Here is a 22,491-nt window from a genome sequence, read left to right on the forward strand (position 1 = left end):
AAAGGCGGGGACCGGCGGATCGGCCTACCGCCTTTCGTGTTTCTGCGCAAAGGGAGGGCACCCGCATGGACAGTTTGCGCGAGCTGGCATGCCACTCACCTGACTCAAGCGAACGAAGGCTGGACCGCGGGGACGCCGGGCCGGCCTGCAGCAAGGTGAGGCATCCATGCTTTTCGACTTCGAGCCATCGGGCATCAACGACACCTACCTGCGCCTGACGCGCAGCGGGCTGTCCTGCATCGTCGCACCGGCCGGGGCGTGGAACGGGCTTCTGCGGGTCAACTACATCGTCGCCGGCGCCTCCGGCGGCGGCGAACCGCACATGATCTTCCGCAGCCTGGATGTCGGCTGGGACGACGGCCGCTTCTGCTGGAAGGGCCGGGCGGTACCGGTGATGACCAGTTCCGGCATGGTCGACATCCTGTTGGAACGCGGGCTGGTGACCGACTCGGAGGCGGAGCGGCTGCTGTTCGGCATCAACACGCCGGCGGCCGGCGCCACGTCGGACGAGGCGCTGATGATCCGCGCGCTGCTCAGCGGCTGCAGTTTCACCCCCGTCTACGACCAGCCGCCGCTCAGCAGCGAGCCGCCGGTGGTCGCCGGATTCGCCATGCGCACCCTGGCCGATCCCGGCGCCTACATGCTGGAGGCCCGCAACGGCCTGCCGGTTCTGGACGCCGATGCCCGCGACGCGCTGCGCCGGCTGGTCGGTCTGGTGATGTGACGCCCTCCTCCTTTGGTCGAAGACCGGGCCGGAATCGGCCGAATCCCACCCCTATGGCGTAGGGACTAGACCTTCGGGCGATAGAAACTGTCACGTTGCCGGGACATTCTTATTGCAACTGCTCACAGGAGCCATGCTGCCGCCGACCCCGATCCCTTGCGAAAGAGCCCGACCGCCATGAACGCCAATCTGTCCCATCGCTGCACCGCCCTGATCGACCGCGCCCGCGCCGCCTGGCTGAGCCAGCCGTTGGCCCGCAAGCTGGCGTCCCGCAACGCCGCCCGACACGCGTCCACGGGGCGCCGCCGGATGTCGATGGAACTGTTGGACCTGGAACTCTTCCGCATCGATATCGGCGGCTGAGAAGGACAGCCCGAAAGGGACGGCTGAAAGGGGCTGCCCTATTTCGCCAGCAGGTGTTCGTACCGCGCGTCGGTCAGCGTCTTCATGAAGGCGACCAGCGCCTTGACGCGGCGGGTGTCCAGCGCAGGCACCGATTCCAGTTCCTTCGTCGACAGGTTCGCCGCCACCTCCGGCGGTCCCCAGGGCTTGCCGGTCTCCGGATTGATCGCGGCCTTTTCCGTCCGGTTGTTGTAGTGGTCGTAGAAGCGCACGACCGTCTCCAGATCCTTGAAGACTCCATTGTGCATGTAGGGGCCGGTCACCGCGACGTTGCGCAGGGTCGGCGTCTTGAACTTCCCCTCATAGGCGGGCTTGGCCGCCGCCGGATTGTCGTGCAGCCCGCGGTCGGCGAAACCCGGCTTGCCGGAGGCTTCGCGCAGGGCCGGATTGGCCGGCACGCCGATGTTGTGATGTTCGTAATTGGTAAACATCTCCCCCTCCGCGGCCGGCATCGCCTTCAGCTTGTGGCACTGGTTGCAGTTGGTGAACTGGGTGGAGAAGAACAGGGTCATGCCCAGATCCTCCTCCGGCGTCATCTTGTAGTCGCCGCGCAGATAGCGGTCGTATTTCGAATCGAAGGGCGCGAAGCGGTCGGTCTTCTCGAAAGCGGCGAGGCTGTCGGTCATCGCGTCATAGGCACGCCCGGCATCATCCAGCACCCCGGCGCCGTAGAGCGCCACAAAGGCGCGGGCGTAGTCGGGATTCTCCGCCAGCCTTTCACGCGCCTGCTCCTTGGAGGTCAGCCCCATCTCCGCCGGGTTCAGCGGCGGACCGCCGGCCTGATCCTTCAGCGTCGCGGCGCGGCCGTCCCAGAACTGGCCGCCGACCGCCTTGCCGTCCGCCTTGATGTGGAAGGCCGGCGTGAAGGCCGCATAAGCCGCCGTCGGCGCGTTGCGGTCGCCCACCGATTTGCCGTTGTCGCCGACCGACGCCGCCCCGCCAGCCCCGCCGGTGCGCGGATCGGCGAAACCGAAATCCGGGTTGTGGCAGTCGGCGCAGGATTGCGTGCGGTTGGCCGACAGCGCGGTGTCGGAAAACAGCGCCTCCCCCAGCCTCTCCTTGCTCGACAGATCCGCGGCAAGCGCGGACCCGCCCCCGGCCAGCCCGGCCGACAGCAACGCCAGCGCAAGCGCGTGGCGGGATAGGGGAGAAAGACGGACGGGCATGACGACGCTCCTGGCAACGGCCACAGACTGAGGCAACAGACTGGGGCCAACACTGAGCGTCAGAGGTTAATCGAGAGTGAGAATCGTTATCAATCCGCCCGTGCATAAGGAGGGTGGGGCGAAAGGTCGCTGGCCCGTAAAGGGCGATGGCCGGTCAGGCCGGCTTGCTCCCCTCCCCCTCGGTCAGCAGCCGGCGGATGGCGTTGACCAGCGGCTTCATGTGGAAGGTCGATTCCGGAGAAACCGCGACGGTGCCGCCGGCTGCCTCCACCGCTTCCGCCACCACCGGGCCGACGGCGGCGATGCGCGTCCTGGCGAATCCCTGGCGGAAGGCGTCGCCGAGGCCACAGGCCTCCGCCACCTCATGCAGGCGCCGCACCTGGGGCGAGGCGGTGAAGGCGACGAAATCGATGCGCCCGTCCGCCATGTCGCGGATCGCCGTCTGGACGGCGCCGGTCTCCGAATCATTGGCGTAGCGGTAGGGGGTCACCGCCACCGGAATACCGCCGCCGGCCCGCACCGCCTCCAGCAGAGGATCGTTCGGGTTGTCGGGGTAGAGTTGGATGCCGACGCGGCGGCCGGTGAGGTCCTCCTCGCCCAGCATGGCGATGACGCCGTCGGTGGTCGGGGCCGGGGCGGATTTGTAGGGGGTGCAGCCGATCTCGCGCAGCGCCTTCACCGGCTTCGGCCCACGTACGAAGACGCGCGCCCGGCCGATGGCGGCGACCACGTCCGCCTCGCGCTCCATGGCGCGGGCGACGGTCATCAGCCGCCGCAGACCTTCGCCGGTCAGCAGGACGATGTCGTCGAACCCTTCGGTCAGCAGCCGCTCCAGCCATTCCCTTGCCGGCGCCGGATCGTCGAGGTCGAGGATCTTGACCAGCGGGCAGCGGATCGTCTCGGCGCCATGCTGCTCCATCATGCCCGCGAACAGGTCGAGGTCCCGGCTTTCCGGCACCAGAATCCGCTTTCCCGCCAGATCGCCGCCCCGTTCGGCCCCCTGTTCGGTCATGTCCCCGCTCCCATGGTCGCGTGTGTGGTGACGGCGAGACTAGATCGGATCGCGTAAAATCGGAATCGATTTGGAGCGTGAATCCGATCGCCAACCATGAAGCTACAGTTGGCGGCGGACGCGGTCACGCACGACGAACCGCTCCTACCCCCGCCGGCAATGCAACAGGCTGAACAGCCCGAAGGGCGGCAGGGTGCGGATGCTCTCCACCGCCAGCCGCGAGCCGGCCATCATCGCATCCAGCGTGAAGTCGGGCCGCCAGCCGAGCTTCTTCGAAAGCGGCGACAGCCAGCCCTCCACCGCGCGGCGGACGCCGGGGCGCGGGGCGGCGAAATGGTTGACGATGACGATGTCGCCGCCCGGTTTGCAGACGCGCTCCAGTTCCGCCATCGTGCCCTGGGGGTCGGGGACGACGGTCATCACATACATGGCGACCACCACGTCGAAGCTGCCGTCGGCGAAGGCCAGCTTGCCGGCATCCATCTCCAGCAGCCCTTCGACATGGTCCAGCTTCTCGCGCGCAACCCTCTCCTGCGCCACCTTCAGCATGTCGGTGGACAGGTCGATGCCGACGACGCGGTTGTCCTTGCGGTAGTCGGACAGCGACAGGCCGGTGCCGACGCCGACCTCCAGGATGCGCAGGCCGCCGCGGCGGTTCAGCCACTCCACCGCCGCGTGCCGGCCGGAGGCCAGCAGCACGCCGAACACCCGGTCGTAGAATCCGGCATAGCGGCGATAAGCGGCGCGAATGGATTCGGCGTCCATGATCCTGTCTCCCCCGTTTCGATCCCATTGCCTGCATGTGCCGCAAGGTCGAGCCCAAGCCGGCAGCGGCGCACCATACCCGCCTTTTGCATGCCATGAAAGTGACGCAAACAACAGAAGCTGGCCAATGTCACCGCTGGCGGAGCCGTTCATTTGTCATATCCATTTGGTTGATTTGCATTCTCACGAATCCTCGATATTTTTGATTGGACGTTCATTCAAGAAACTTGGCGGCTTTACCGGCCCTCCCGGCGGCGGCAAAAGGCGCTGGACAGCATCGCCCCGGCGGTCCCATAGACAGGCCATGGCCGACCCCGTCTCATTCCGTTCGCTGCGCCACCGCCGGCTGGCGATCCTTGTCGCGGCGCTGGCCGCGGTGACGGCGCTGGCCTGCTGGGGTGCCTATCGGTGGGCGGAGGCGGAGGCGCGGGCGGCGCTGACCCTGAACGGCGACCAGCGGCTGGGGCTCTATGCCAGCAGCATCCGCAACGCGGTCGGCCGCTACGACTACCTCCCCTTTCTGGTCGCCCGCGACCATGAGGTGCTGGACCTGCTCGATGCCCCGTCGGAGACGCGGCGCGACGCGGTGAACCGCCGGCTGGAGACGGCGAACGCGGCGGCGGGATCGGCTGCGCTCTATGTGGTGGACCGTTCGGGCCTCGCGCTGGCGGCCAGCAACTGGGCCGATCCGGCGCAGAGCTTCGTCGGCCAGACCTATGATTTCCGCCCCTATTTCCGTCAGGCGGTCGAGTCCGGCAGCGGCCGTTACTTCGGCATCGGCGTCACCACCGGCCTGCCCGGCTATTTCCTGTCGCACGCCGTGCATCGGGGGGAGGCACTGATCGGCGTCGCCGTGGTCAAGATCGACCTGGAACCGCTGCAGCGCGACTGGACAGCCGGTGGCGAGCGGGTGCTGGTCACCGACGAGAACGGCATCGTCTTCCTGTCCAGCCACGCCGACTGGAAATACCACGCCTTGCGTCCGCTGCCCGACGCGGTGAAGGCCCGGCTGGCGCAGACCCGCCAATATGACCGCAGCGATCCGGTCCCGCTTGGCCTGCGCGACGGCCCGCCGGCAGAAAACGGCGCCCGGCAAGTCAGCCTGCCCGATCCGCTCGCACACGGCGCCCGCCACGCCTACCTGATGCAGGAACTTCCCCTGCCGGAATTCGGCTGGACCATCCGCTTCCTGTCGGATCTGGAGCCGGTGAAGGCGCAGGCGGCGGGTGCCGCCGTGCTGACCGCGATGGGCATCCTGCTGCTGGCCGCCGCCCTGGCGCTGGGCTGGCAGCGGCGCCAGACCCTGCGGCTCCAGCACGAGGCGCGGGTGACGCTGGAACGCCGGGTGGAGGAGCGCACCGCCGAACTGCTGACCGCCAACCGCGTCCTGCGCGAGGCGCAGGAGGAGCTGGTGCAGGCCGGCAAGCTGGCGGCGCTTGGCCAGATGTCGGCCGCGCTCGCGCACGAGATCAACCAGCCGTTGGCCGCCATCCGCACCTTCGTCGCCTCCACCCGGCTGCTGGCGGAGCGGGGAGAGACGACGATGGTCCGCGACAACCTCGCCATGATCGGCGATCTGGCGGAACGGATGGCGGTGCTTTCCGGCCATCTGAAGGACTTCGCCCGCAAGGGTCCGGCGCGGGTGGAGGCGGTGCCGGTCGCCCGCGCCATGGACCGCGCGATGGCCCTGCTGGCGCCACGCCTGCGCGAGGAGGAGGTGCAGGTGGAGCAGAGCATTCCGCCCGACGCCCGCGTGCGCGGCGACGCGGTGCGGCTGGAACAGGTCTTCGTCAACCTGCTGCGCAACGCCGCCGACGCCATGGCCGAGTGCGACGAGCGGCGCCTGACCCTGTCCGCCGTCCGCACTGTGCAAGGCTGGGAGATCCGCATCCGCGACACCGGGACCGGCATCGCCGAGGCGCACCAGTTCCAACTGTTCGACCCCTTCTTCACCACCAAGGAGGTCGGACAGGGGCTTGGCCTGGGGCTGTCGCTGTCCTATGGCATCGTGCGGGATTTCGGCGGCACGCTGCGGGCGGAGAACAACCCCGACGGCGGCGCCTGTTTCGTCATCCAACTGCCGGACGCTCAATGAGGGCCGAATGAAGACCGATCCCGACGCCACCCCCGTCCTGTTCATCGACGACGAGCTGGCGATGCGCGTATCGGTGACGCAGTGGCTGCAGTTGGCCGGCTTTGCCGCGCAGGGCTTCGAGACGCCGCAGCCGGCGCTCGACCTGCTGGCGCCCGACTTTCCCGGCGTGCTGGTCACCGACGTGCGGATGCCGCGGATGGACGGCATGGCGGTTCTGGAACGGGCGCTGGAGCGTGACGCCGACCTTCCGGTGATCCTGGTGACCGGCCATGGCGACGTTGCTCTGGCGGTGGAGGCGATGCGGCGCGGCGCCTACGACTTCATCGAAAAGCCCTTCGAACCCGACCATCTGGTCGCAGTCATCCGCCGCGCGGCGGAGAAGCGCCGTCTGGTGCTGGAGAACCGCGGCCTGCGCCGCCGGGCCGGCGGCGGCGGGATCGAATCGAAGCTGATCGGCACTTCCCCCGCCATCGCCGAGCTGCGGCGCGACCTGATCGACCTCGCCGCCACCAGCGCCAGCGTGCTGATCCATGGCGAGACCGGCACGGGGAAGGAGCTGGTCGCCCGCTGCCTGCATGATTTCGGACCCAGGGGAGCAAAGGGCGCCTTCGTCGCCGTCAATTGCGGCGCCATCCCCGACAGCATGGCGGAGAGCGAGCTGTTCGGGCATGAACCCGGCGCCTTCACCGGCGCCACCCAGCGCCGCGCCGGCAAGCTGGAACATTCCAGCGGCGGCACCCTGTTCCTCGACGAGATCGAGAGCATGCCGCTGGCCATCCAGGTCAAGCTGCTGCGTGCCCTGCAGGAACGCACCATCGAACGGCTGGGCTCCAACAAACAGGTTCCGGTCGATCTGCGACTGGTGGCGGCGACCAAAATCGACCTGCTCGACCTCAGCGAGGAAGGGCGGTTCCGCGCCGACCTCTATTACCGCCTCAACGTGGCGGAGCTGCACATCCCGCCGTTGCGGACGCGGGTGGAGGACATTCCGCTGCTGTTCGACTATTTCACCGCGGAGTTCGCCACCCGCCATGGCCGCGAGCCGCGCCCGCTGGACCCTGCCGACATCGACGCGCTGCTGGCCCATGACTGGCCCGGCAATGTGCGGGAACTGCGCAATCTGGCCGAACGCCATGTCCTGTCGGTCGGGCGCAGCGGCGTCGCCGGCCTGCTGCGCCGCCGTCCCATCGGCGGTGAGGCGGCGGTAACCCCGCGGGCGCTCGCCGATCAGGTCGACGCCTTCGAGAAGCGGGTGATCGAACAGGCGCTGGACCGCTGCAAGGGCGACATCAAGTCGGTGATGGACCTGCTGGACATCCCGCGCCGCACCCTGAACGAGAAGATGGCCCGCCACGGGCTGGACCGCACCCGCTTCCTGCCCAAGGGATAACGGCAGGCGATCACCAATGCCGCCTGGGGCGGCGTCACCAATGCCGCACGTGGCGGCCGGTGCGCAGGCGGGCCATTTCGACGGTTGTTTCCGCCGGTTCCGCCGGCTTGCGCAGGTCCTTCACCACGGCCAGCAGGGCGCCGTCGCGTTCGACCTCCGCCACCGTCGGGCCGGCCATCAGTTCGTCGCAATCCTCCTGCGTCGGCGCGATGAAGAAGTCCGCCTTGTGCCAGTCGGTGACCCAGCGCATGTTGGCCGGCGCCAGCTTTTCAAACGCCAGCGGCTCGGCGCAGACGGCGACGCTGTAGGTCTTGTGATGGTGGGTGCGCGCCTCCTCGGCGGCGATCACGTCCGACAGATCCTCGACCGCTTCCGGCAGGCTGTTGACCCAGTAATCGACATCGTACTTGCGCACCGCGCCGGCGACGCCGCCGACCAGCTCGTTGAAATAGACATATTCGTCCGGATGCAGCGACTCCAGGACCGTCGCCTCGCGGCCCAGCACCAGCGCCAGCGCGACACCGGCCAGCGCCGCCGCCGACAGCCCCCGTCCGGTCCGCTGCGACACGCCGAACCGCCAGGCCCCGGCCCAGCCGAGCAGCCGGTCCAGCCCGATGCCGCCCAGTACCGCCAGCGGCGGCAGCACGAACAGGAAATGGCGGATCGCCGTATAGCCCGGCGCATGGGTGACGGTGAACCAGGCGATCGGGAACAGCGCCGCCAGCCCCACCAGCCCGCAGCCGACCGCGCGGACCCGACCGTCGTCACCCGCCAGCCGGTCGCGATACATCATTGCCGGCAATACCAGCAGCCCCAGCGCCGCCCCGCCCAGCATCACCAGCGGCAGCTTGACCCCGAGATACCAGACCAGATAGCTGCGCGGCACCTCGTACATCCAATATTCGGTGCCGCCCAGCATGGTGCGGATCGGATAATGGAAATGCGAGAAGTCGGCCAGCGCCCGCAGCGGGTTCAGCGGCTCCAGCACCGCCCAGGGCCAGAAGACCGCCATCAGCCCATAGGCGACCGGCAGCGCCGGCAAAAGCCGCAAGGCCCCCCGGCCGGCGTCGCGCAGCCGGGCGGCGGAGATTCCGCCCACCACCACCCAGCCCGCCAGCGCCGCCGCCGCATAGCCGGCCACCAGCAGAGCCCCGACCCGGATGCCCAGCGCCAGCCCGACGACGGCGCCGAATCCCAGCACCGTCGCCCAGCGCGGCCGCGGCATCTGCCCGACCAACCGGATCAGCATCGCCACCGCCGCCATCATCAACACGGCGAAGGGCACGTCCTTGGTGTGGTTGAACAGCCCGCCATACCAGGGACCGCACAGCGCCAGCAGCGCCCCGGCCAGGAACCCGGCCCGCGGCCCGGCAACCCGGCGGCCGACACCCCAGACCACCGCGATCCCCGCCACCCCGATCAGAGCGCACAGCAGGTGCCGCGTCTCATAGGGGTCGAAGGGCAGCAGCGGCGCCAGCACCACCGCCGCCATGTCGAACAGCCCGCCATAGAGATAGAGGTTCTTGTAGGTGAAAGCCGAATCGTCGGTGAAGCCGCTGCCGTACCAGTCGATCAGCTTGGCGCCGTAGACATGCTGCACCTCCTCGTCGTTGGAGATGCCGTATTGCCGGAAGGTGACGGCGACCAGCACGATCAGGGCCAGCAATCCCAACGCCGCGGCAAGATCCCACGGCTCGCCGATCAGCCGGCGCAAAACGCTGCTTTTCCCTCGCACGCCCGGCTCCCCCGCTTCCCGTCCGCAAGCCACCCCTGGCCGAACTGCAGAAAGCATCGGGCATCGCGGCTTGTCATGTGAAATCTCTGACATGACCGTGGATGCGCGGACGCTCCTCACGACGCGGCATAAAGTGCGCTTTAGCTGATTGACGTTGACTTCCCCCCTGTGCCCATGGCGAAATCATTGGCGCAGGGGATTGTCCATGACCGAACGGGATCGGGTGTATGGCGTGACGGAGCTGGCGGCGGAGTTCGACCTCACGCCGCAGGCGTTGCGCTTTTACGAGGAAAAGGGACTGCTGGCGCCGCAACGGGCCGGGGGGCGGCGGGTGTTCACCTACCGCGACCGTGCCCGGCTGATGCTGATTCTCAAATTCCGGCGGGTCGGCTTCTCGCTGGAACAGATCGCCGAATACCTTGCCCATTACCGCTCCGGCCGGCCCAGCGCCGGGCAATACCGCGACGGCCTGCGCAAGATCCGCGCCCGCCTGACCGAGCTTGAGCGCATGCAGTCGGAAATCGCCGAGGTGATCCTCGAGCTGAAGACGATGGAGGCCGATGCCGAACGGCGGCTGGCCGCCTGCCTACCCGACGACGACCCAATGCAGACCGTGCCCACACAGAAGAGAAATGAACCGGGAGTGAAACGATGCTGCGCGGAATGATGATGAATGGCCCGCTGCTGGTGACGTCGATCCTGCGTCACGCGGCACTCTACCATGCCGACACCGAAATCGTGTCGCGCACCACGGAGGGGCCGATCCACCGCTACACCTACGCCGACGCCTGGGTCCGCGCCCAGAAGCTGGCCAACGCGCTGGCGGCGCTGGGGATGCAGCCGGGCGACCGCATCGGCACGCTGGCCTGGAACGGCTACCGCCATCTGGAATGCTATTACGGCATCGGCGGCTCGGGCATGGTCTGCCACACCATCAATCCGCGCCTGTTCCCGGAACAGATCGCCTACATCGTCAACCACGCCGAAGACCGGCTGCTGTTCACCGACCTCACCTTCGTGCCGCTGCTGGAGGGCATCGCCCAGGAGCTGACCGGGCTGAAGGGCATCGTCGTGATGACCGACCGGGCCAACATGCCGGCCTCCAGCCTGCCCAACCTGCTGTGCTACGAGGATCTGCTGGCCGAGCAGCCCGACGGCTTCGAGTGGCCGGAGCTGGACGAGAACACCGCCTGCGGCATGTGCTACACCTCCGGCACCACCGGCAACCCGAAGGGCGTGCTGTACAGCCACCGCTCCTCCTACCTGCATGCCATGGCCGCCTGCATGCCGGACGTGTTCGGCCTGTCGGCGGTGGAAGTCGTGCTGCCGGTGGTGCCGATGTTCCACGTCAACGCCTGGGGCGTGCCCTATGCCGCGCCGATGGTCGGCGCCAAGCTGGTCTTTCCCGGCGGCAAGCTGGACGGCGCCAGCCTGTACGAGCTGTTCGAGGCCGAAAAGGTCACCAACACCGCCGGCGTGCCGACCGTGTGGCTGGCCCTGCTGAACTGGCTGGACGCCAACAAGAAGAAGCTTACGACCATGCGCCGCATCGCCATCGGCGGTTCCGCCTGTCCGCCGGTGATGATCCAGCGCTTCCAGGAGATGGGGGTGGAGGTCCTGCATGCCTGGGGCATGACGGAGACCAGCCCGCTCGGCCTCGCCAACATGCCGAAGGGCAAGCATCGTGGGCTGGACGCCGACGCGGCGCTGGCGCTCGCCTCCAAGCAGGGTCGGCCGATCTGCGGCGTGCAGTTCCGCGTGGTCGACGGGTCGGGCAACGACGTGGCCCGCGACGGCACCAGCTTCGGCCGGCTGCTGGTGCGCGGGCCCACCGTCTGCTCCGGCTATTTCGGCGTGACGGAAAGCCCCGCCCACCAGACGGTGCCGGGCTGGTTCGAGACCGGCGACGTGGTGACGATGGACGCCGACGGCTATGTCCAGATCGTCGACCGCACCAAGGACGTCATCAAGTCCGGTGGCGAATGGATCAGCTCCATCGACCTGGAGAACATCGCCGTCGGCCATCCCGGCGTGCAGGAAGCCGCCGCCGTCGCGGTTCCCGACGAGAAATGGGGCGAACGCCCGATGCTGGTCGTCGTCCGCAAGCCGGACTCCACCCTGACCCGTGAGGAGCTGCTGGCGGTCTTCGACGGCAAGGTGGCGAAATGGTGCATCCCCGACGACGTCCGCTTCGTCGACAGCCTGCCGCACACCGCCACCGGCAAGCTGCTGAAAAGCGAGATCCGCCACATGCTGACCAGCCCGGACGGGGTGTGACCGAACAGGGCCGGGGGCGGTCTTCTTCCGTCCCCGCCGCGTTCATTCGGCAGCGATCAATTCGGCAAGCCGCCGCCGCTGGATGTCGGCACCGATTTCCGATGCGATGCGAGCAAGCTCGACCGACCTTGGGGAAGGGTGGAGGTCAGTGTTGCGGTCGAACCAGATCAGAACCTCGGCCAGACGCCACAGGCTGGGATTGCCGGTATAGACCGGATCGGGGAAGGCGGTCGCCACCGCCCTGATCTCGCCGGCGGCATATTTCCGGATGTTTTGGCGCGAACAGCCGACGATCTCAGCCAGATCGGCGAGGTTGACCAGATCGGGCGCGATCTCGGTCAACTGCGCGCCGGGAATAGCCGTCAGCACATCGGCGATGGCGGAGCGAACCGCCAAGTCGGCGGTGGCCGACTCTCGCGAGAAGTCCAGCGCGATGGACCCATGTCGCCCCACGCCGATGGTGGCGTCATCGCAGCCGGCCTCGAACAGGGCGTCCAACCACACCGTTGGCTCCTCCCGGCCGGGCGGCAGGCGGAATTTCAGGACGAATTCCCACATCTCGCACCCACTCCTTAGGGCTTGCCTGCTTTCGGGCCACCCGCATAGACACAGCCATCGACCGCCCGGCGAATCTTGCGCGCCTCGTTCTCCGGCACCCGTGGTGTACTCCAGACCGAGATTTGGCAGAACTCTCCGCACCGGCAGTCGGCCTCGTTCTCCGGACAGCGAAGCAGACCCCAGCAGTGTCCATGGCCCTTCTGCCACGTCCAGCCCCGGTGCTCCGCATAGAGGACGGCCTCCTCGATTTCCTTCTTCGGATGCCTGTTCCGCGGCACGCCCATCTCCAGCATATGATTATGGGACAGGTCCAATAGTTGTCAACAGACAACCAGGTTGTTTACACGCCGCCCCTGTTCTCTCATTTCATGCCGGCGATCACCATGCAAGTGGATGGCATTGCAGTGATGCCGGAAAAAGAAAACGGGCCGGACGGCATGAACCGTCCGGCCCAGTGTCCCCGCGGGAGTGGCGAGGACGACGCACCCGAGGGAGGAGCGCGCAACCAAGGTCAATCTACAGGCTGACGAAAGAGTCGACTTGTTCGTCTGCGCCACACTCTCAGCAATTTCACGCCATCGAGGCTGTTTCAGCGCTCCGACCGCACCCGCGCCACGGCGTCGCGCCAGCCGCCATAGAGGCGGTCGCGCTTGCCCTGCTCCATCCGCGGTTCGAACCGACGCTCGCTGCGCCAGGCGTCGGACACCGAGTCCAAACCGTCGAACACACCGACCCGCAGCGCCGCGAGGCAGGCGGCACCCAGCGCCGTGGTCTCGATCACCTTCGGCCGTTCGACCGGCATGTTCAGCAGGTCGGCCAGGAACTGGCAGAGCCAGTCGTTGGCCGCCATGCCGCCGTCGATGCGCAGCGCGTTGATGGTGCCGCCCCAATCGCCGGCCATCGCCTCCATCAGGTCGCGGGTCTGAAAGGCGACCGCCTCCAGCGCCGCGCGGGCGATATGGGCGGGGCCGACATCCAGCGTCATGCCGAAGATCGCGGCGCGGGCATCCGAATCCCAGTGCGGGGCGCCCAGTCCGACGAAGGCCGGGACGAAATAGACGCCGTGGCTGTCGGGCACGCGGGTCGCCATGTCGTCGGTCTGGCTGGCGTGGGTGATGATGCCGATGCCATCACGCAGCCACTTGATCGCCGCGCCCGCCACGAAGATCGAGCCTTCCTGCGCGTAGGATGTCTTGCCGTTCAGCCGATAGGCGACGGTGGTCAGCAGCCGGTTCTTCGACACCACCGGCGTCTCCCCGGTGTTGATCAGCGCGAAGCAGCCGGTTCCGTAGGTCGATTTCGCCATGCCCGGCGTCAGGCAGGCCTGCCCGAAGGCCGCCGCCTGCTGGTCACCGGCAACACCCGCGATGGGGACCGGCCGGCCGAGCAGTTCCGGCTCGGTGGCGCCGAAATCGTCGGAGCTGTCCAGCACGCGCGGCAGCATGGCGCGCGGCACCCGGAACAGCGCCAGCAGTTCGTCGTCCCAATCCTGGGTGTGGATGTCGAACAGCATGGTGCGCGAGGCGTTGGTCGCGTCGGTCGCATGCACCCGGCGTCCGGTCAGGTGATAGATCAGGAAACTGTCGATGGTGCCGAAGCACAGTTCGCCGCGTTCGGCCCGCGCACGGGCGCCCGGCACATGGTCGAGGATCCAGGCGATCTTGGTGGCGGAGAAATAGGCGTCGATCAGCAGGCCGGTCTTGGAGCGCACCAGCTCGGCATGGCCGGCGGCGACCAGATCGTGGCAGAGCGGCGCGGTGCGGCGGTCCTGCCAGACGATGGCGCGGTGGATCGGCTCGCCGGTGGCGCGCTCCCACACCACGGCGGTCTCGCGCTGGTTGGTGATGCCGATGGCGGCGATGGACGCGGCATCGACGCCGGCCTTCTCCACCGCCTCGCGCGCCACGGTGCGGATGTCGCGCAGGATGTCGGCCGGGTCATGCTCCACCCAACCGTCGCCGGGGTAATGCTGAGGAAACTCGCGCCGCGCCTCGGCCAGCGGAGTCCCCCTGCCATCGAACAGGATCGCCCGCGACGAGGTGGTGCCCTGGTCGATGGCGAGGATATGGCCGGCCTTGCTCATGGAAGCGTTCCCTCGTGTTTTCTTGGGCTTATATACCCTCTCCCGTCCCGGGAGAGGGAGGGACCCGCCGAAGGCGGGAGGGTGAGGGGTGATCCGGACATGGATTTCACACCCTGGTATCACCCCTCACCCTTCCCAAGCTTCGCTTGGGCCCCTTCCCTCTCCCGGGGCGGGAGAGGGAAAAAAGGGCGGCGGTCGTTCAATCGAATGGCCGCCGCCCCAGGGTCACCTCCGGCGCAACCAGGATGGATACCGGAGGGGCGAACCCGTCACCGCAACCCGGATCAGCGGGCGCGGCCTTCCTTCCAGGCCTTCAGCAGGTCGTCGTAGGCAACGGTCTCGCCCTTCGGCTTCTCGTTGGCCAGCTTCGGCTTCGGCGCGCCCGGCTTGTCGAACCAGACCTTGGCGTCCTCCGGCTTGTTCAGTTGCGGGGCGCACTCACCGCCGATCTTGGCACGCTCCATGCGGGCCATGACCTGCTCCATCTGGTCGGCCAGATTGTCCATCGCCTGCTGCGGGGTGCGCTCACCCGTGACGGCTTCGGCGATGTTCTGCCACCACAGCGGGGCCAGCTTCGGATAGTCCGGCACGTTGGTGCCGGTCGGCGTCCAGGCGACGCGGGCCGGGCTGCGGTAGAACTCGACCAGACCACCCAGCTGCGGCGCGACCTTGGTCATCGCCTCGGACTGGATGTCGCTTTCGCGGATCGGCGTCAGGCCGACCAGCGTCTTCTTCAGCGACGCGGTCTTCGACACGGTGAACTGGGCATAGAGCCAGGCGGCCTTGCGGCGTTCCAGCGGCGTGGACTTCAGCAGCGTCCAGGAGCCGACGTCCTGGTAGCCCAGCTTCATGCCCTCTTCCCAGTACGGGCCATGCGGCGAGGGGGCCATGCGCCACTTCGGCGAACCATCCTCGTTGACGACCGGCAGGCCCTTCTTGGTCATGTCGGCGGTGAAGGCGGTGTACCAGAAGATCTGCTGGGCGACCGCACCCTGGGCCGGCACCGGGCCGGCTTCGGAGAAGGTCATGCCGGCGGCTTCCGGCGGCGCATACTTCTTCAGCCAGTCGATGTACTTGGTCAGCGAATAGACGGCGGCCGGGCCGTTGGTGTCGCCGCCGCGCTTGACCGAGGCGCCGGCCGGGCGGCAGCCCTCGACGCGGATGCCCCATTCGTCCACCGGCTTGCCGTTCGGCAGGCCCTTGTCGCCGGCGCCGGCCATCGACAGCCAGGCATCGGTGAAGCGCCAGCCGAGCGACGGGTCCTTCTTGCCGTAATCCATGTGGCCGTAGACGCGGACGCCGTCGATCTCCTTCACGTCGTTGGTGAAGAAGTCGGCGATGTCCTCGTAGGCCGACCAGTCGAGCGGCACGCCGAGATCATAGCCGTACTTGGCCTTGAACTTCTCCTTCAGGTCCGGACGGGCGAACCAGTCGGCGCGGAACCAGTAGAGGTTGGCGAACTGCTGGTCGGGCAGCTGGTAGAGCTTGCCGTCCGGACCGGTGGTGAAGCTGGTGCCGATGAAGTCCTTCACGTCCAGCGTCGGCAGGGTGACGTCCTTGCCCTCGCCGGCCATGAAGTCGGACAGGGCGACGGCCTGACCATAGCGGACGTGGGTGCCGATCAGGTCGCTGTCGTTGACGTAGGCGTCATAGACATTGCGGCCCGACTGCATCTGCGTCTGCAGCTTCTCGATGACGTCGCCTTCCTGGATCAGGTCGTGCTTCAGCTTGATGCCGGTCAGCTCGCTGAACAGCTTGGCAAGCGTCTTCGATTCGAACTCGTGCGTCGTCAGCGTCTCGGAGACGACGTTGATCTCCATGCCCTTGAAGGGCTCGGCCGCCTTCACGAACCATTCCAGCTCCTTCATCTGCTCGTCCTTGGAGAGCGTGGAGGGCTGGAGTTCTTCGATGATGCGCTTGGCGACGGCTTCCTGGTCCGGCGTCATGGCGGCGGACGGGGCCGCAGAGGCCATCGCCAGCAGAACGCCGATGCCGCCGGCCATCACGGCCCCGGTCAGGCGGTGCCGCAGAGTCTGGTGCTGAAGCATGCTTCCTCCCACTTGATCGACTTGGTGTCGGGTTGACGTTTCGTATTGCTCTTACCGGCGGAACAGCCGCTCACTTCGTCATCCGCCGCCTCGGCAACGGTGACGGAACCCTTGAAAACTCTGGTTTCCCCTCAGCCGAAGCGGATCACCAGCGCGATCCAGACCAGCGCGACCGCGGAGGCACCCCACAGCGACGCGTCGGTCGCGGCGAGCCAACCCAGATGGATGAAGGCGCTGCCGAGCAGGCCGATGAACAGGCGGTCGCCGCGGGTGGTGCGCATCGGCAGGAAGCCCTTGGCCTCCACCGTCGGCGACACCACCTCCCAAACCGTCATGCCGGCCAGCATCAGGGCGATGCAGAGGAAGAAGATCGCGGTCGGCGTGGTCCACGCCATCCAGTCCATATCCATGACGCGAGCCCTCCCTTAGACGCGGCCCAGGGCAAAGCCCTTGGCGATGTAGTTGCGGACGAACCAGATCACCAGCGCGCCCGGCAGGATGGTCAGCACGCCGGCGGCGGCCAGCAGGCCCCAGTCCATGCCCGACGCGCTGACGGTGCGGGTCATGGTCGCGGCGATCGGCTTGGCATCGACCGAGGTCAGCGTGCGGGCCAGCAGCAGCTCGACCCAGCTGAACATGAAGCAGAAGAAGGCGGTGACGCCGACGCCGGCCCGGATCATCGGCAGGAACACCGTGCCGAAGAAGCGCGGGAAGCTGTAGCCGTCGATGTAGGCCATCTCGTCGATCTCGCGCGGCACGCCGGACATGAAGCCCTCCAGGATCCAGACCGCCAGCGGCACGTTGAACAGGCAGTGGGCCAGCGCCACCGCGATGTGCGTGTCGAACAGCCCGACCGTCTGGTACAGCTGGAAGAAGGGCAGCAGGAACACGGCCGGCGGCGCCATCTTGTTGGTCAGCAGCCAGAAGAAGACGTGCTTGTCGCCGATGAAGCGGTAGCGCGAGAAGGCGTAGGCCGCGGGCAGCGCCACCGTCAGCGAGATGATGGTGTTCAGCGTCACATAATAGATCGAGTTGATGTAGCCGCTGTACCAGCTGGGATCGGTGAAGATGACGGCGTAATTGCGCAGCGTCGGGTTGTGCGGATACAGCGTCAGGCCCGACAGGATCTCCTCGTTCGTCTTGAAGGACATGTTGACCATCCAGTAGATGGGCAGCATGAGGAAGATGATGTAGCAGACCAGAACGATCGTCCTGTTCGAAACCCGCGCCGAGGAGCGGCGGATGTTGGCCGGTGCCGCCAGCGCACCGGGAGCGAGAACCGCAGCCTTGCTCATTTCTTCTCTCCCTCGCCGGTGCGGGTGATGATGGTGTAGAAGATGAAGCTGAACAGCAGCACGATCAGGAAGTAGACGATGGAGAAGGCCGCCGCCTTGCCGATGTCGAACTGCCCCACCGCCATCTGCGTCAGATACTGGCTGAGGAAGGTGGTGGAGTTGCCGGGACCGCCGCCGGTCAGCACGAACGGCTCGGTGTAGATCATGAAGCTGTCCATGAAGCGCAGCAGGACCGCGATGATCAGGACGCCGCGCATCTTCGGCAGCTGGATGTAACGGAACACCGCCCATTTCGACGCGCCGTCGATCTTGGCCGCCTGATAGAAGGCCGGCGGGATCGACTGCAGGCCGGCGTAGCACAGCAGGGCCACAAGGCTGGTCCAGTGCCAGACATCCATCACCAGCACGGTGATCCAGGCATGGGCCGAGTTGTTGGTGTAGTTGTAGTCGATGCCGAGGGCGCGGAAGGTGGCGCCCAGCAGACCGATGTCACCGCGGCCGAAGATCTGCCAGATGGTGCCGACCACGTTGAACGGGATCAGCAGCGGCAGGGCCAGCAGCACCAGCGTCAGCGACGTCTTAGCGCTGCGACCGCCGGGCATGCCGAGCGCGATCAGGATGCCCAAGGGGATCTCGATCAGCAGCACCGCCAGCGAATAGATGATCTGACGGACCAGCGCGTCGTGCAACCGGTCGTCCTTCAGCACCGCCTCGAACCATTCGGTGCCGACGAAGAAGGTCTGGCCGGGGCCGAAGATCTCCTGCACCGAATAATTGACCACCGTCATCAGCGGGATCACCGCGCTGAAGGCGACGATCAGAAAGACCGGGATGATCAGGAACCAAGCCCGGTTGTCCTGGACCTTATCCATGGCTCATGGCTCCTTTCAGCCGACCAGATGGCTGTCGCGGTAGAGCTTGGTCCACCGGTTGGGGAAACGGATGGCGGCGTCCAGCGCCGGGATTTCCTGATCCTCGCTCAGCCGCGCCTTCAGCGTATGGTTGCCCAGCCGCACCGTCGCCAGCTTGGAGGTACCGAGGTCGTCGACGCCGGTGACCTGCACCGGGATGGCGCCTGCGCTGCCGCTGCGGGTCAGCTCCAGGAATTCCGGCCGGATGCCCAGCTCGAACTTGCCCCCCACCGCAGGTACGGCGCGGTCGGGCAGCGGGATGGCGATGCCGTCGACCAGCGCATGGTCGTTGCCCAGCGTGCAGGGCATCAGGTTGATGCCGGGGCTGCCGATGAAATAGCCGACGAAGGTGTGCTCCGGGTTCTCGAACAGCTCCTGCGGGGTGCCGAGCTGGACCATGGCGCCCTCGTACATCACCGCGACCTTGTCGGCGAAGGTCAGCGCCTCCACCTGGTCGTGGGTCACGTAGATCATGGTCAGGCGGTATTCCTCATGGATCTGGCGCAGCTTGCGGCGCAGGATCCACTTGGTGTGCGGGTCGATGACGGTCAGCGGCTCGTCGAACAGGATGGCCGCCACGTCGGAGCGCACGAGGCCCCGGCCCATCGAGATCTTCTGCTTGGCGTCCGGCGTCAGCCGCTGGGCGCGCTTCTTCAGATCGTCGGTCAGGTCCAGCGCCTCCGCCACCTGCCGCACGCGGCGGTCGACATCCGCGGCCGGAACCTTGCGGTTGCGCAGCGGGAAGGCGAGGTTCTCGTACACCGTCATGGTGTCGTAGATGACCGGGAACTGGAACACCTGGGCGATGTTGCGCTCTTCCGGGGTGCAACGGGTGACGTCCAGCCCGTCGAACAGCACCCGTCCCTCACTGGGCACCAGCAGGCCGGAGATGATGTTCAGCAGCGTGGACTTGCCGCAGCCCGACGGCCCCAGCAGCGCATAGGCCTTGCCGTCCTCCCACTCCTGCGACAGGCGGCGGAGCGCGTAATCCTCCGGCTTGCTGGGGTGCGGGTGATAGGAGTGGCCGAGATTGTCGAATTGGATGGTCGCCATCGCTCCCGCCCCCCTTAAGCGATGTTGCGCAGCGCGCCGCGCCGCCAGTTGGGTGCCGCCACCAGCTGCCCGGCGGTGGAGAAGACGAAGATGCGGTCGGGATCGGCATAGACCTGGATGTCGCTGCCGATGGGATGGCTGTGCACCCCCTCTTCCCGCGCGACCAGCGTGGTGTCGCCGTGGCGCAGATGGACGAAGGTCTCCGACCCGCTGATCTCCGACAGGGCGACCCGGCCCTTGATCGGGACCAGCCGCTCGCTCCGCCGCAGCACCGTCAGGTGGTTGGCACGGATGCCGACCTTGCAGGGGCCGGCCGGCAGGTTGCGGTCATGGGCCGACAGCGGCAGGCTGGTGCCGTCGGACAGGGCGACACGGTCGTTGGTCAGGATCGCGTCCACCACGTTCATCGGCGGGTCGCTGAACACCTGCGCGCATTCCAGCGAGGCCGGCGTGTGGAACACCTCGCCTGTCGCCCCGGTCTGCAGCATCCGCCCCTCATGCAGCACCGTGACGTTGCCGCCGAGGATCAGCGCCTCCTGCGGTTCGGTGGTGGCGTAGACCACCGTGGTCTTGCCATCCGCGAAGATGTCGCGCAGTTCGGCGCGCAGTTCCTCGCGCAGCTTGTAGTCCAGGTTGACCAGCGGCTCGTCGAGCAGCAGCAGGCCGGCGCCCTTCACCAGGGCGCGGGCGATGGCGCAGCGCTGCTGCTGTCCGCCCGACAGTTCGGCCGGCAGGCGCTCCAGATAGGGTTCGATCCGCAGCATGGCCGCGGTGCGCCGCACCTTGGCGTCGATCTCCGCCTTGTCCTTGCCCTGGCGGCGCAGTGGCGAGGCGATGTTCTCGTAGACCGTCATCGCCGGGTAGTTGATGAACTGCTGATAGACCATCGCCACATCGCGATGGCGCACCGACGTGCCGGTGACGTCCTTGCCGTTTTCCAGCACGCGCCCGGCGGCCGGCTTGTCCAGCCCGGCCATCAGCCGCATCAGCGTCGTCTTGCCGGCCAGCGTCCGCCCCAGCAGGACGTTGAAGCTGCCGGCTTGCAGCTCCAGCGACAGGGGGTGGAGATGCTGCTCGGCGCCGACGCGCTTGGCCACGCCTTCCAGTGTGAGTGTCACCGCATTCCTCCCATCGACCGCAGGCCGGGGTTTTCGCCCGTGTCCCTGTTGGCCGTAGCTTCGCGGCGCCGGTCGAACCAGCCGCCGATGGCGTCCCGGATCGCAGCGTCCAGGTGCAGCCCAAGTTTGGAGCGCCGCCACAGGAAGTCGTCGCCGGTCATGGCGAACTCCTCCCGCGCGGCATAGTCGAGTTCGGCTTCAAAGACGCCGCCCCCGAAATCGATGCCCAGATCGTCCAGCCCCTTGGCGTCGCCCAACAGCCGCTCCACCCGCGTGCCGTAGGCTCGCGCCAGCCGCAGGGCCAGCGCATCGGGCAGCCAGGGCCGGCGCCGCTTCAGACCGGCCAGGAAGCCGGCGAAGTCGGCGTCGGCGATGTCGCCGCCGGGAAGCGGCACATTCGCGGTCCAGGTGGCGCCGTCCTTGCCGAGCGCCCGGCCCAGCTTCTCCGTCGCCTCCTCCGCCAGCCGGCGGAAGGTGGTGATCTTGCCACCGAAGATCGACAGCATCGGCGCCTGACCGGCCGGCTCGTCCATCTCCAGCACATAGTCGCGGGTGACGGCCGAGGCGTTGCCGCTGGCGTCGTCGAACAGCGGCCGGACGCCGCTGTAGGTCCACACCACATCGCTCTCGCTCACCGGCTTGGCGAAGTAGCGCGACACCGCCCGGCACATGTAGGCGATTTCGTCCCCGCTGATCGCCACCGCGCCGGGATCGCCCGAATAATCGAGGTCGGTGGTGCCGATCAGGGTGAAATCGCGCTCGTAGGGGATGGCGAAGACGATGCGGCGGTCATCGTTCTGGAAGATGTAGGCGTGTTCGCCTTCGAACATCTTGCGCACGACGATGTGGCTGCCCTTGACCAGACGCACCGACTTGTCGACGGTGACGCCGGTGCGCTTGGCGATCATCTCGCGCACCCAGGGACCGGCGGCATTGACCAGGGCGCGGGCGCGGACGGTGCGGGTGGCGCCCGTGGTCACGTCGACCAGCGTCGCTTCCCACAGCCCGTCGCGCCGCTCGGCCTTCTCGCAGCGGGTGCGGGTCAGGATTTCCGCCCCACGCGCCTTCGCATCCATCGCGTTCAGCACGACCAGCCGGCTGTCCTCCACCCAGCAGTCCGAATATTCGAACGCCTTGGTGAAACCGCCCGACAGCGGCTTTCCCGCCGGCGCGCTGGTCAGGTCGACGCCGTGCGACCCCGGCAGAAGCTTGCGCTTTCCCAGATGATCGTAAAGGAACAGGCCGATGCGCACCATCCAGGCCGGCCGCATGCTGCTGTCATGGGGCAGAACGAAACGCAGCGGCCAGATGATGTGCGGAGCGGCGCGCAACAGAACCTCGCGCTCCTGCAGAGCTTCGCGCACCAGACGGAATTCGTAATATTCGAGATAGCGCAGGCCGCCGTGGATCAGCTTGGTGCTGGCCGACGAGGTGGCGCCCGCAAGGTCGCCCTGTTCGCACAGCACCACCGACATCCCGCGCCCGACCGCATCGCGGGCGATGCCCGCACCGTTCACGCCGCCGCCGACGATCAGAAGGTCAGCCACCACGGAACCGGCAGTACCGGGTCCGCCTGCACCGAGCCGGCCGTCCGTTCCTGCAGGGCTCGCGTTTGCCATTGGGTTCCTCTCCGTACCGCGCCGGTTCCTTGCGAACCCGGCCGCTTTCGTTTCGGAACATAGAATGTTCGTTCGCGTTTGAAAAGGAAAATGTTTGTTCAACGGACCATGTTCTTGAGGCTACGCCGGTTCCTGCCGTTTTCCTATCGGAAATCGGGCGCGAAGCCAGCTATGGCACGGATTCCAACTGCGTTTCCGGTGCGATCGGGTTACCACGTCCAAGCTGCGGAACGGTCCGTG

General features: G+C 67.3%; 19 protein-coding genes. 6 read left to right on the top strand and 13 right to left on the bottom strand.

The genetic code is table 11. From position 1 onward, the window contains the following. Window positions 1-166 precede the first annotated feature (166 nt). Together FZ029_RS23015 and FZ029_RS23020 are read left to right on the top strand one after the other, a co-directional pair. Entirely contained in the window at window positions 167-724 is a 558-nt protein-coding gene (locus FZ029_RS23015; RefSeq protein WP_149272093.1) for a hypothetical protein, read from the top strand. A gap of 177 nt (window positions 725-901) precedes the next feature. Beyond that, window positions 902-1,087: a hypothetical protein gene (locus FZ029_RS23020; RefSeq protein ID WP_149272094.1), complete on the top strand. Its 186-nt coding sequence runs from the start codon at window positions 902-904 to the stop codon at window positions 1,085-1,087. A 38-nt stretch (window positions 1,088-1,125) separates the two neighbouring features. Here the strand turns inward: FZ029_RS23020 and FZ029_RS23025 are convergent, their stop codons facing one another. From FZ029_RS23025 to FZ029_RS23035, 3 genes are all read right to left on the bottom strand, one after another. Then, entirely contained in the window at window positions 1,126-2,292 is a 1,167-nt protein-coding gene (locus FZ029_RS23025) for a cytochrome c peroxidase (protein ID WP_149272095.1), read from the bottom strand. A 154-nt stretch (window positions 2,293-2,446) separates the two neighbouring features. Next, on the bottom strand, window positions 2,447-3,304 hold the full coding sequence (locus FZ029_RS23030) for a uroporphyrinogen-III synthase (RefSeq protein WP_149272096.1): 858 nt from the start codon (window positions 3,302-3,304) through the stop codon (window positions 2,447-2,449). 144 nt (window positions 3,305-3,448) lie between these two features. Continuing rightward, window positions 3,449-4,069 (bottom strand): class I SAM-dependent methyltransferase, encoded by a 621-nt coding sequence (locus tag FZ029_RS23035; protein ID WP_149272097.1) that lies wholly within the window; start codon window positions 4,067-4,069, stop codon window positions 3,449-3,451. A gap of 304 nt (window positions 4,070-4,373) precedes the next feature. On the opposite strand from FZ029_RS23035, the gene FZ029_RS23040 reads away from it, so the two are divergent. After that, window positions 4,374-6,164, top strand: coding sequence for an ATP-binding protein (locus tag FZ029_RS23040; protein ID WP_149272098.1), 1,791 nt, complete (start codon window positions 4,374-4,376; stop codon window positions 6,162-6,164). A 7-nt stretch (window positions 6,165-6,171) separates the two neighbouring features. Next, entirely contained in the window at window positions 6,172-7,554 is a 1,383-nt protein-coding gene (locus FZ029_RS23045) for a sigma-54 dependent transcriptional regulator (protein WP_149272099.1), read from the top strand. Between the two features lie 34 nt (window positions 7,555-7,588). Here the strand turns inward: FZ029_RS23045 and FZ029_RS23050 are convergent, their stop codons facing one another. Next, window positions 7,589-9,289: a glycosyltransferase family 39 protein gene (locus tag FZ029_RS23050; protein ID WP_188052022.1), complete on the bottom strand. Its 1,701-nt coding sequence runs from the start codon at window positions 9,287-9,289 to the stop codon at window positions 7,589-7,591. A gap of 205 nt (window positions 9,290-9,494) precedes the next feature. Here FZ029_RS23050 and FZ029_RS23055 point away from each other — a divergent pair, with 205 nt between their 5' ends. Both FZ029_RS23055 and FZ029_RS23060 read left to right on the top strand, forming a co-directional pair. Beyond that, the gene (locus FZ029_RS23055; protein WP_149272101.1) at window positions 9,495-9,956 is read left to right on the top strand and encodes a MerR family DNA-binding transcriptional regulator; all 462 of its coding nucleotides are present in this window, start codon (window positions 9,495-9,497) and stop codon (window positions 9,954-9,956) included. Next, on the top strand, window positions 9,941-11,566 hold the full coding sequence (locus tag FZ029_RS23060; protein WP_149272102.1) for a 3-(methylthio)propionyl-CoA ligase: 1,626 nt from the start codon (window positions 9,941-9,943) through the stop codon (window positions 11,564-11,566). Before FZ029_RS23055 ends, FZ029_RS23060 begins: the two co-directional genes overlap by 16 nt. A gap of 42 nt (window positions 11,567-11,608) precedes the next feature. On the opposite strand, the gene FZ029_RS23065 is transcribed toward FZ029_RS23060, so the two are convergent. The 9 genes from FZ029_RS23065 to glpD all read right to left on the bottom strand — a co-directional run bounded on the left by FZ029_RS23065 (window position 11,609) and on the right by glpD (window position 22,251). Continuing rightward, window positions 11,609-12,124 (bottom strand): DNA-binding protein, encoded by a 516-nt coding sequence (locus tag FZ029_RS23065; RefSeq protein WP_149272103.1) that lies wholly within the window; start codon window positions 12,122-12,124, stop codon window positions 11,609-11,611. Between the two features lie 589 nt (window positions 12,125-12,713). Next, window positions 12,714-14,207, bottom strand: a complete 1,494-nt coding sequence (gene glpK, locus FZ029_RS23075) for a glycerol kinase GlpK (protein WP_149272105.1) — start codon at window positions 14,205-14,207, stop codon at window positions 12,714-12,716. Window positions 14,208-14,491: 284 nt separating this feature from the next. Beyond that, window positions 14,492-16,255 (bottom strand): ABC transporter substrate-binding protein, encoded by a 1,764-nt coding sequence (locus FZ029_RS23080; RefSeq protein ID WP_211104194.1) that lies wholly within the window; start codon window positions 16,253-16,255, stop codon window positions 14,492-14,494. Between the two features lie 131 nt (window positions 16,256-16,386). Then, window positions 16,387-16,665: a DUF2160 domain-containing protein gene (locus FZ029_RS23085; protein WP_244592272.1), complete on the bottom strand. Its 279-nt coding sequence runs from the start codon at window positions 16,663-16,665 to the stop codon at window positions 16,387-16,389. A 15-nt stretch (window positions 16,666-16,680) separates the two neighbouring features. Further along, window positions 16,681-17,433: a carbohydrate ABC transporter permease gene (locus FZ029_RS23090; protein ID WP_149201473.1), complete on the bottom strand. Its 753-nt coding sequence runs from the start codon at window positions 17,431-17,433 to the stop codon at window positions 16,681-16,683. 113 nt (window positions 17,434-17,546) lie between these two features. Next, window positions 17,547-18,422, bottom strand: coding sequence for a sugar ABC transporter permease (locus tag FZ029_RS23095; RefSeq protein ID WP_149201379.1), 876 nt, complete (start codon window positions 18,420-18,422; stop codon window positions 17,547-17,549). A gap of 15 nt (window positions 18,423-18,437) precedes the next feature. Further along, entirely contained in the window at window positions 18,438-19,514 is a 1,077-nt protein-coding gene (locus FZ029_RS23100) for an ABC transporter ATP-binding protein (RefSeq protein WP_149201380.1), read from the bottom strand. 14 nt (window positions 19,515-19,528) lie between these two features. Beyond that, the gene (locus tag FZ029_RS23105; protein WP_149272106.1) at window positions 19,529-20,632 is read right to left on the bottom strand and encodes an ABC transporter ATP-binding protein; all 1,104 of its coding nucleotides are present in this window, start codon (window positions 20,630-20,632) and stop codon (window positions 19,529-19,531) included. After that, on the bottom strand, window positions 20,629-22,251 hold the full coding sequence (gene glpD, locus FZ029_RS23110; protein WP_149272107.1) for a glycerol-3-phosphate dehydrogenase: 1,623 nt from the start codon (window positions 22,249-22,251) through the stop codon (window positions 20,629-20,631). The genes FZ029_RS23105 and glpD overlap by 4 nt, the downstream gene beginning before the upstream one ends. Window positions 22,252-22,491 lie beyond the last annotated feature (240 nt).

Source organism: Azospirillum sp. Sh1 (assembly GCF_008365135.1).
Lineage (GTDB): Bacteria > Pseudomonadota > Alphaproteobacteria > Azospirillales > Azospirillaceae > Azospirillum > Azospirillum oryzae.

Bases quoted from the DNA above. Each gene is read 5' to 3' on its own strand.
- FZ029_RS23015 (WP_149272093.1), top strand. From the start codon at position 167: ATGCTTTTCGACTTCGAGCCATCGGGCATCAACGACACCTACCTGCGC.
- FZ029_RS23020 (WP_149272094.1), top strand. From the start codon at position 902: ATGAACGCCAATCTGTCCCATCGCTGCACCGCCCTGATCGACCGCGCC.
- FZ029_RS23025 (WP_149272095.1), bottom strand. From the start codon at position 2,292: ATGCCCGTCCGTCTTTCTCCCCTATCCCGCCACGCGCTTGCGCTGGCG.
- FZ029_RS23030 (WP_149272096.1), bottom strand. From the start codon at position 3,304: ATGACCGAACAGGGGGCCGAACGGGGCGGCGATCTGGCGGGAAAGCGG.
- FZ029_RS23035 (WP_149272097.1), bottom strand. From the start codon at position 4,069: ATGGACGCCGAATCCATTCGCGCCGCTTATCGCCGCTATGCCGGATTC.
- FZ029_RS23040 (WP_149272098.1), top strand. From the start codon at position 4,374: ATGGCCGACCCCGTCTCATTCCGTTCGCTGCGCCACCGCCGGCTGGCG.
- FZ029_RS23045 (WP_149272099.1), top strand. From the start codon at position 6,172: ATGAAGACCGATCCCGACGCCACCCCCGTCCTGTTCATCGACGACGAG.
- FZ029_RS23055 (WP_149272101.1), top strand. From the start codon at position 9,495: ATGACCGAACGGGATCGGGTGTATGGCGTGACGGAGCTGGCGGCGGAG.
- FZ029_RS23060 (WP_149272102.1), top strand. From the start codon at position 9,941: ATGCTGCGCGGAATGATGATGAATGGCCCGCTGCTGGTGACGTCGATC.
- FZ029_RS23065 (WP_149272103.1), bottom strand. From the start codon at position 12,124: ATGTGGGAATTCGTCCTGAAATTCCGCCTGCCGCCCGGCCGGGAGGAG.
- glpK (WP_149272105.1), bottom strand. From the start codon at position 14,207: ATGAGCAAGGCCGGCCATATCCTCGCCATCGACCAGGGCACCACCTCG.
- FZ029_RS23080 (WP_211104194.1), bottom strand. From the start codon at position 16,255: ATGCTTCAGCACCAGACTCTGCGGCACCGCCTGACCGGGGCCGTGATG.
- FZ029_RS23085 (WP_244592272.1), bottom strand. From the start codon at position 16,665: ATGGATATGGACTGGATGGCGTGGACCACGCCGACCGCGATCTTCTTC.
- FZ029_RS23090 (WP_149201473.1), bottom strand. From the start codon at position 17,433: ATGCTGCCCATCTACTGGATGGTCAACATGTCCTTCAAGACGAACGAG.
- FZ029_RS23095 (WP_149201379.1), bottom strand. From the start codon at position 18,422: ATGGATAAGGTCCAGGACAACCGGGCTTGGTTCCTGATCATCCCGGTC.
- FZ029_RS23100 (WP_149201380.1), bottom strand. From the start codon at position 19,514: ATGGCGACCATCCAATTCGACAATCTCGGCCACTCCTATCACCCGCAC.
- glpD (WP_149272107.1), bottom strand. From the start codon at position 22,251: ATGGCAAACGCGAGCCCTGCAGGAACGGACGGCCGGCTCGGTGCAGGC.